7 protein-coding genes are annotated in these 8834 nt (G+C 68.4%); 5 read left to right on the top strand and 2 right to left on the bottom strand.

The window, feature by feature from the left end; genetic code table 11:
• The first annotated feature begins 32 nt into the window (after positions 1-32).
• Positions 33-1496 (top strand): HNH endonuclease signature motif containing protein, encoded by a 1464-nt coding sequence (locus AC1DVT_RS15090; protein ID WP_477389837.1) that lies wholly within the window; start codon positions 33-35, stop codon positions 1494-1496.
• Positions 1497-1599: 103 nt separating this feature from the next.
• Entirely contained in the window at positions 1600-2244 is a 645-nt protein-coding gene (locus AC1DVT_RS15085) for a cation diffusion facilitator family transporter (RefSeq protein ID WP_477389836.1), read from the top strand.
• A 44-nt stretch (positions 2245-2288) separates the two neighbouring features.
• Here the strand turns inward: AC1DVT_RS15085 and AC1DVT_RS15080 are convergent, their stop codons facing one another.
• Both AC1DVT_RS15080 and AC1DVT_RS15075 read right to left on the bottom strand, forming a co-directional pair.
• The gene (locus AC1DVT_RS15080) at positions 2289-3530 is read right to left on the bottom strand and encodes a glycoside hydrolase family 1 protein (protein WP_477389835.1); all 1242 of its coding nucleotides are present in this window, start codon (positions 3528-3530) and stop codon (positions 2289-2291) included.
• Positions 3527-4501, bottom strand: a complete 975-nt coding sequence (locus AC1DVT_RS15075) for an alpha/beta hydrolase fold domain-containing protein (RefSeq protein WP_477389834.1) — start codon at positions 4499-4501, stop codon at positions 3527-3529. The genes AC1DVT_RS15080 and AC1DVT_RS15075 overlap by 4 nt, the downstream gene beginning before the upstream one ends.
• A gap of 246 nt (positions 4502-4747) precedes the next feature.
• Between AC1DVT_RS15075 and AC1DVT_RS15070 the strand changes: the two genes are divergently transcribed.
• The 3 genes from AC1DVT_RS15070 to AC1DVT_RS15060 all read left to right on the top strand — a co-directional run.
• Entirely contained in the window at positions 4748-6322 is a 1575-nt protein-coding gene (locus AC1DVT_RS15070; protein WP_477389833.1) for an ABC transporter substrate-binding protein, read from the top strand.
• Between the two features lie 57 nt (positions 6323-6379).
• Positions 6380-7321, top strand: coding sequence for an ABC transporter permease (locus AC1DVT_RS15065; protein WP_477389832.1), 942 nt, complete (start codon positions 6380-6382; stop codon positions 7319-7321).
• Positions 7318-8834 (top strand): ABC transporter permease subunit (locus AC1DVT_RS15060; protein ID WP_477389831.1); only part of this gene is annotated, 1517 nt, incomplete at its 3' end. The genes AC1DVT_RS15065 and AC1DVT_RS15060, both read left to right, overlap by 4 nt.

Here is an 8834-nt window from a genome sequence, read left to right as displayed (position 1 = left end):
CAAATGTCGGTGGCCCTCACCAGAATGGGGGTATGAACCAACCCGCAGCTGACGTTCTCACGTCACTCGCCGAGCACGTCGACCAGGTGGTTGACGAGCTGTTCGCGGGCGGGTCGGTGCGGTTCGGCAACGACGCCGAGTTGGTCGATGCTCTGACTCTGGCGGGCCGGATCATGCGCAGGTTCGAGAGCGTCGTGATCGAGACCGTGGGTGCGGTGGTAGAGCGCTCCGAGACCGCCGTTCTCGACGAGCGGCTCACGTCCCGGTTCGGGTGCCACAACGTGAGCGAGCTGGTGCAGCGCACCACTCTGGCCGGCCCGCAGACCGCGGCCCGGTGGCAGCGCGCAGCCCGATCGGTGCGGCAGGAGACCTCTCTAGTCACCGGAGAGCCCCTGGGTGCCCCGTTCCCCGCGATGCGCGACGCGCTGCTGCGCGGTCATGTCGGAGTCGACGGGCTGCTCGCCGTGGCCACACCGCTGGCCGAGATCGAACGGCGCGTGGGCCGAGAGGTCGTGCTGCTCGCTGAGGCCGAGCTGGCAGCGGCGGCGTGCGGGGAGGGGGTTGATGCCGCGCCCCCGGCGTGCGCGGACCTGCTGCGGGTGCAGGCCATGGTGTGGGCGACGGTGCTCGACCCGGATGGCAGCGAGCCGCGGGAGCGTGAGGCGCTGCACGGTCGCGGCTTCACCCTCGGCACGCCGCGGCGCGGAGTGGTGCCGTGCCACGGAAACCTGCTCCCCGAAGTCGCCGGCCAACTGCAGCGGATCATCGACGCCGTCGACTCCCCTCGCGGCCGCGACGACACCGGAGGCGTGCGATTCCGCCCCGAGTGCGACCTTGAAGGCGATGGCGACCGCGACTCCGAAGCCGACAGCGACGACGATGAGAGGATTCCGCTCGACGACCGGACTCCTCCGCAGCGCCGCCATGACGCGCTCGCCACCGCGCTGTTCGCCGCAGCGGCTTCCGGCACGCTGCCGACGATCGGTGGGGCGGCACCGGTGCTGGTCATCTCGGCCCGCGAGTCAGATGTGCTCGAAGGGAAAGGCTGGGCACACGCCGAGGGTTGCGAGGAGCCGCTGCCGATCCGCGCGGCGCACCGGGCGGGGTGCGCCGGGATCGTCCAGAGGATCCTGCTGAGTAGTACGGGCCGGATCGTCCGGATCGGCACAGAGGAGCGCGTCTTCAATCGGCATCAACGCCGCGCCATCGCGCTCCGCGACGGCGGCTGCATCATCCCCGGCTGCAATGTCCCCGCCGCCTGGTGCGAGATCCATCATGTCGTCGAACACCACAACGGCGGGCCGACGCACACCGATAACGGCGTGATGCTCTGCTGGTACCACCATCGCTTCATCGACTGGCACGGCTGGAAGATCCGGATGAGCCACGGCGTCCCAGAAGTCCAAGCGCCGCTGTGGAACGACGCCACCGGCCGCTGGCGACCCATCACGAAATCCAAGATCCGCTTCACCGACCTGCTCGTACGGCGCACGTGACGCCATGCGGCTGTGCCCTGTCGTACCGCCCCTCGTCGACCCGCCTTGTCGAGCGGTGACTGTATGGTCGCCGTATGTTCCCCGGCCGCTCTGAGGTCGTGCGATGACCGCACTGTCGCCGGAGCGGCGCGAGCGACTGCATCGACGCGTCCGATTCATCGTCGCCTTCACGATCAGCTACAACGTGTTCGAAGCGATCATCGCCATCACCGCGGGCGCGCTCGCGTCCTCCACAGCGCTGATCGGGTTCGGCCTGGACTCCGTGGTCGAAGTCCTCTCCGCCGTCGCGGTGGCGTGGCAGTTCACGCGCAAAGATCCGGCGCGGTGGGAGAGGGTCACGGTCCGAGCGATCGCGGTTGCGTTCTTCGCCCTGGCCGCCTATGTGAGCGTCGACGCGATCATCAGCCTCGTCTCGCGGGAAGGGCCAGATCACAGCCCCCTCGGTATCGGGATCACCGCCCTCAGCCTGCTCGTGATGCCGTTGCTCGCCTGGTACGAGACCAGGACAGGCCGCGAGCTCGGATCCAAGAGTGTGCTGGCGGACGCGAAGCAGCTGCTCCTCTGCGTCTATCTGTCCGGAACCGTCTTCCTGGGGCTGATCCTCAACAGCCTGCTGGGCTGGTGGTGGGCAGACTCCGTTGCCGCCCTGGTCGTCGCCGGACTTGCCATCCGCGAGGGTGTGGAAGCCTGGCGCGGCGACGTCGAGTCACCCTTCGATGCATTGACCGATGACGACCACGCGGACTAGGCACGAGGGTGTCTTCGAGGTCTGGCGACCTCGAAGACACCGAGTCAGAGCCCCCGCGCCTCGCGCACCAGGCCGGCGTAGACGCTCGCGCTCGGCTTAGCGGTCCGCTCGAACGTCTCGCGGTCGACGTTGTGCAGCCCGAGCTTCGGGCCGTAGCCGAAGATCCACTCGAAGTTGTCCATGAGCGTCCAGTGGCAGTAGCCGAGCACCGGCACGCCGTCGGCGATCGCCTGCGCGAGGCCAACGAGCGAAGGCTCGATGAAGGCGGAACGGATGCTGTCATCCTCGGTCCCGATGCCATGCTCGCTGACCAGCACGGGCACCTGTGCAACCGAGTACACGTATTCCACGGCACCGCGGAGCGAGTCAGGCTCGACCGCAGTCCCCATCCCGTTGACCTGGGCACCCTCGGGAGCTGCGACCATGCCGTCGGCCCCATAGATGATGCGCTCGTAGTTCTGAACGCCGATGAAGTCATCCTCACGCGCAAGCACGAGCCAGTGCTCGTAGACCTCGGCGCGCTTGCGATCGCGCAGCTCCTCACCGCCGGGGGCGGCCACGTCGTCGACAATCGCGAGCGAGAGTCCGACCGGCAGGTCGGACCGTCGTGCCTTGATCGCGGCCTTGGCCGCCCGGTGGGCGGCGGTCATGCCCGCACGCATCGCGGCGAAGTCCTCGCGCAGCATGACGTTCCCGGCGCGGTAGCGCTCCACGCCGGCCTCGCGCGATGCGGCCTCGAGAGTCGCGCGCTCGAGCTCGACGATGAACTCCGGCAGGTGCGCCCACGTCAGCATCTCGGGCAGGTCGGGCTCGTTGAAGGTGACCGCGAGCTGGATGCGATCGCCGAACCGGTCCATCACGACGCCGCAGTACCGCGCGAACAGAGCGGATGCCTCGGCATCGAGCCACGCACCGCGCTTCGCGAACCAGTGCGGCGACGTGAAGTGGTTGAACGTCACGATCGGGGCGAGGCCGCGGGCGAGGCATCCGTCCACCATCGCCTCGTAGTGCGCGAGCGCCTCGTCCGAGAACTCGCCCTCGACGGGCTCGATGCGGGCCCACTCGACCGAGAAGCGGTACGCGTTCAAGCCCATGTCGGCGACGAGGTCGAGGTCGGACTCCCACAGCTCCCAGCCGTTCGCCGCCTTGCCGGAGCGGTCCTTGAAGATCGTCGGCGTCACATTCTCGAGGAACCAGGTGTCGCTCGTGATGTTGTCGCCTTCGTTCTGGTGTCCGGCGGTGGCGACGCCCCAGAGGAAGTCGGCGGGGAAGGTGGGCAGGGTCATGGCGTGCCTTTCGGGGCTGCGAGTCGGGCGCTGAGGAATTCGACGGCCCGTCTGATGGGAGGAAGCGGGTCGGCGCGCAGGAAGACGTGATCGCCGCCTTCGACGATCAGCAGCTCCGCGGGCACACCGGCGGCCTCGAGCACCTCGAGGAGCTGATCGCTCTGCGAGAGCGGAACGACGCCGTCGGCGTCCCCGTGCACGAGCAGGAACGGCGGGCCACCGGCGCGGGCGTGATGGACGGGCGAGAGCAGCCGTCGCGCATTCGCGGGGTCCAGCGGCGTGCGGGCCAGGATCACAGTCGTCGGATCGGCTTCGGATGCCGGACCCTGGGCGAGGATTTGCGCCACCCACTCCGGCGGCAGAGTGTCGAGGAACGGCGGGAGTGTGTCGACGTCGGAGACGCCGTAGAAGTCGACGACCGCGGCGATGGCGCTGCTCTCGCCGAGTACGCCGTCCGTGCCCTCGAGTGCGGGGTCGTCCACGAGGCCGAGCAGCGCGGCGAGGTGTCCGCCTGCGGATTCCCCCCACGCGCCGATCCGGCTCCCGTCGATGCCGAGGTCATCGGCGAACCTGCGCAGGTAGCGCACCGCTGCCTTCGCGTCGTGGAGCTGGGCGGGAAACGAGGCCTCGCGCGAGTGCCGGTAGTCGATGGACGCCACGGCCAGTCCGGCATCGATCGCCGTCTGGAAGAGTGCGCCGTCGGGCCAGTAGTCGGGAGGTGTCTGGCGACTGCCGAACAGCCATGCGCCCCCATGGATCCAGACGACGCAGGCCGCAGGCGTCTGGAGCCCCGCGGGCACGTAGACATCCATGTGCAGCGGCCGGTACCCATCCGGCGTGGAGTACGTCAACGACGGGTGAATGACCGCGCCGATCGGATGCTGTCGCTCTGCCGTCCCGGGAGCCGAGAACGCGGGAGGTCCGATCCGCACCGTCGATTCCGCTGCGATCACCGTGCGATCGTCGACCATTTCGCCTCCTCGCGGCACGGGTCAGGGAGCTCTTCTCCTCGATCACCGGTTGTTCAGTCAATGAAAGCATGTTTCACTAGAGAGAAGCAACCAGAGACGCATGTTAGGCATCCGCTAACGGCATGGCTTGCGAATCCGAATGGCCAAATGCGCATGACGCGGTCACTCTGGTCGAGGGAAGCCGGTCTTGCAGCGGCCCTCCCTTGACACCGAAGTCCTCAGCAGCACTCGATCACAGGAGATCAGATGTCCCGAATCATCACAGCGCGAGCAGGCGGCGTGATCGCCGCTGTCGCGGTCGCCGCTCTCGCCCTCACCTCATGCTCGGGCGGGGGTGGCGGTGACGCCGCGAGCGGCGGCGCGGCCGACACGGCGAAGCTCATCATCGCCACCGACTCCGACCAGGCCGCCTTCGGCTACGACCCGATCCGCTATGGCAGCGGCCAGCGGATGTTCTTCGAGGGCATCTACGACTCGCTGTTCGTGCTGGACCAGGACGGCAAGATCGTCCCGCAGCTCGTCACGAACTTCGAGTACAGCGAGGACAAGACGCAGCTCACGCTGGACCTCGACACGAGCGCGACCTTCAGTGACGGCACCGCGCTCAGCGCCGAGCTCGTGAAGGAGAACCTCGATGCCCGGGGCAACCCCGACCTGAGCGGCTACTCCTCGTTCGCGACGGGCGGCCAGAACGAGATCAAGGATGTCGCGGTCGTCGACGACGACACCGTCACCCTCACGTTCGCAGCTCCCAAGCCCGGCTTCGAGTCGAATCTCGTTTCGCCGACCGGCATGATCGTCGGCCCTGCCGGCGTCGCCGATCGGTCCAGCCTCGATGCCACTCCCGATGGATCCGGCCCCCTGACGGTGGATGCCGACGCCACGGTGAAGGGCAACTCCTATCTGCTCGTCAAGAAGGAGGATGACGCGGACGCCGATGCGTACCCGTTCGACTCCTACGAGTTCAAGCCGATCCTCGACCCGCAGGCACGCGCGAACGCCGCGATCTCAGGCGAAGTCGACCTCGCCCTCCTCGCGGCTGAGACGCAGGATCAGGTCAAGTCGGCCGGAGTCGGCCTCGTCGCCAACGGCGGAACCATCCAGAACATCATCGCCTTCGACAAGGTGGGAGCCCTCGGCCCCCAGTGGGCGGAGCCGCTCGTCTATCAGGCGCTCTCCACGGCCATCGACCGCGACGCCTTCGTGAATGCCGTCCACCCGGGCGAGGTTCCCACGGCGAACGCCCTGCCTGCTGACAACCCCGGCTACCTCCCGGAACTCGACGAGCAGTACGCGTATGACCCGGATGCCGCGAAGGACCTGCTCGCGCAGGCCGGCTACCCCGACGGCTTCGAGTTCGACTTCACGATCAGCCAGGGCAGCCAGCGCGACATGGAGGCCATCCAGCCCTACTGGGAGGCCATCGGCGTGAAGATGAACCTGAAGAACGCGGCATCCACCGAGGCGCTCTTCACTGTCGTCCAGACCGAGCCGCTCGGGGGACCGATCCCGTTCCAGTGGACCAACCCGCTCGGCCCGGTGTTCGGCGCCCTCTTCGGCTTCGCCAACTTCCACGGCGCCGAGAACGCCGAGATCCAGGCGGCGGCCGGCGCAGTCGGGGCCGCGCAGGGTTCGGGCGACGAGGAGGCGCAGGCCACTGCCCTGCAGGACCTCAACCGCGCGATCGTGGACTCCGGGTGGCTCATCCCGCTCTTCGAGCAGTTGGCGCCCTGGGCGTACAACACGGCGAAGGTCGCCGAGCCGACCTTCCCCGGCGCAGAGGCGTTCCCGCTCCTCGCCTCGCTCCAGCCCGCGTCCTAACCTGATGTCGGTGCCGGCGGCTGCGGTCGCCGGCACCGGCTTCGCAAGGGAGTGATGATGCTCATCTTCGTCTTGAAGCGAGTCGCCTGGGCGATCTTGACGCTRCTCGTGGCCTCATGGATCGCCTTCGTGCTCGTTCACCTCTCCGGCTCGACGCCCGGCGGCGTCGCCCTCGGGCAGTCCGCAACGCCGGAGCAGGTCGCGGCCTACAACGAATCGATCGGCTGGTACGACCCCTGGCTCCAGCAGTACTTCGCCTGGGTGGCGCAGGTGCTGCAGGGCAACCTCGGCGTATCGCTGATCGACGGGCGTCCGATCGGGCCCGACATCGCCAAGCGACTGCCCGTGACCGCGGCCCTCGCGGTGGGCGGCACGATGGTGAGCGCCATCATCGGCATCTCGCTCGGAGTGGTCGCCGCTGTCCGCAGGGGTTCTGTCGACCGCTTCATCACCGTGCTGACGGGCATCCTGCTCTCTCTTCCCGCGTTCTGGGTCGGCATCCTGCTCGTCTATGTCTTCGCCGTGCAGCTGCGACTGCTGCCCGCCACAGGGTTCGTGCCATTCGACGTGAGCCCGGATAAGTGGTTCAAATCGCTGGTGCTCCCCGTCCTCACGATCGCGCTCACCTCGGCGGGCTTCATCGCCCGGCAGACCCGCGCGTCGATGTCGGAAGCCCTGGCGCAGGAGCACATGCGCAGCCTCCGCGCCGTCGGCACTCCGACATGGCGGATCATCTACGTGCACGCGCTCCGCGGCGCCAGCCTCCCGATCCTCGCCACCATCGCCGTGCAGTTCATCGTCCTTTTCGGCGGCTCCGCTGTGATCGAGGTGCTCTTCGCGCTCCCTGGCATCGGCCAGGCGATGCAGTCGGCCGTTGGATCGGCTGACCTGCCCTTCGTCCAGGCCCTCGTCCTGATCGCGACGCTCGTCGTCGTGGTCGTGAACGTCGTGCTCGAGACGCTCAACCGCACCCTCGACCCGAAACTGCGCACATCATGACCGTCTCGACGACCGCGATCCTCACGATCCGCCGCGCGGAGCGCAAGCGGGCGAATCGGCTGTTCCGCTCCCCGACCGCCGTGCTTTCGCTCATCTGGCTCATCGGCCTCACGCTCGCCTCGCTCACCTCGCCGCTGTGGCTGCGGTACGGCCCCCTCGAGCAGGACCTCTCGGCGGTGCTGCAGGGGCCCTCGGCCGCCCACATCCTGGGCACGGACGAGCTCGGCCGCGACCTGCTCTCGCGCATCGTGACCGCCGCCGCCTCCACCATGGCGATCGGCCTGATCCCGCCCATCGTCGCCGTCGCGATCACCGTGCCGGTGACGCTGTGGGCCGTGCGCAGCCGTCGCGCCGAGGGCACGATGAACCGCATCAGCGAGATCGTGATGTCGCTCCCGGGCACCGTGATCATCCTCGCCTTCATCGCCGCCGTCGGGACCAACATGCCCCTGGTCATGGCCCTATTCGGCGTGCTGCTCTTCGGCGCCCTGTACCGGGTGCTGTTCGGTCAGGCGAAGAACCTGCAGAAGCAGCTTTTCGTCGAGGCGGCCGCGATCGACGGGGTCCGTCCGACCGCCTCGAGCTTCCGCCATGTCCTCCCCAACATGTCGACCACGGTGATCGTGCAGTTCGTGCTCTTCTTCGGCGTCGGCATCATGATGCAGGCCGGTCTCGCCTTCATCGGCCTCGGCCCGCAGCCGCCCGAGCCCACCTGGGGTGGCATGATCCAGACTGCCGCGCGCTTCATCTTCCAGCAGCCCTGGATGATGGTGCCGACCGGCGTGGTCCTCGCGCTCACGATCATCGCCGCCAACGCGCTCGCCGACGTGATCTCCGGCGGGGCCGCCACTCCGCCACCGCTCATCGCGATCCGCCGACGGAAGAAGAAGACGACGGCTCCGGATGCCGAGTATGTCGTCGCCCTCGCGCCCGCGCCGGTCGCGGCATCCGACGGTCCCGCCGAAGCCACCGTGCTGTTTCCCGTGGAGCCGACCCTTCCGGAGGCCGTCGCCACGCTGCCCGCCCAGAACATCGAGACGAGCGCCCCCGACCTGACCACCCGCACCCCGGCGGGAGCCGCTGCGGACGGCGAGCTCATCATCGAGAACCTCGTCCTCGGCGTCGAGGGAGGCCCCGCGCTCGTCACCGGAGTCTCGCTGCACGTCAAGCCGGGCCGGGTCATGGGGCTCGTCGGCGAGTCCGGCTGCGGCAAGAGTGTGACCTCCTACGCCATCCTCGGCCTCCTGTCACCGGGTCTCTCCGTGCGCTCGGGGCGGATCCAATGGGGTGCCACCGACTTGGCGCAGGCAGATGAGAAGACCCTCGCGAAGGTGCGCGGCCACGACATCGCCTTCATCTCGCAGGAGCCCAGCCGCGCCCTCGACCCGATGTTCACCATCGGGTGGCAGCTCGGGGGCGCCATCAAGCGCCTGCGCGGCGTCGGCTCCCGCACCGCGAAGGGCATCGCGGCTCAGCTGCTCGAGGACGTCGGCATCGTCGATGTGCCCCGTGT

The organism is Microbacterium sp. P2_F9, from assembly GCF_056403635.1.
The sequence above is the reverse complement of the archived record's forward strand: the minus strand, read 5'-3'. Positions and strand labels throughout refer to the sequence as shown.

Excerpts from the sequence above, each read along its gene's own strand:
- AC1DVT_RS15090 (WP_477389837.1), top strand. The coding sequence starts at position 33 with ATGAACCAACCCGCAGCTGACGTTCTCACGTCACTCGCCGAGCACGTC.
- AC1DVT_RS15085 (WP_477389836.1), top strand. The coding sequence starts at position 1,600 with ATGACCGCACTGTCGCCGGAGCGGCGCGAGCGACTGCATCGACGCGTC.
- AC1DVT_RS15080 (WP_477389835.1), bottom strand. The coding sequence starts at position 3,530 with ATGACCCTGCCCACCTTCCCCGCCGACTTCCTCTGGGGCGTCGCCACC.
- AC1DVT_RS15075 (WP_477389834.1), bottom strand. The coding sequence starts at position 4,501 with ATGGTCGACGATCGCACGGTGATCGCAGCGGAATCGACGGTGCGGATC.
- AC1DVT_RS15070 (WP_477389833.1), top strand. The coding sequence starts at position 4,748 with ATGTCCCGAATCATCACAGCGCGAGCAGGCGGCGTGATCGCCGCTGTC.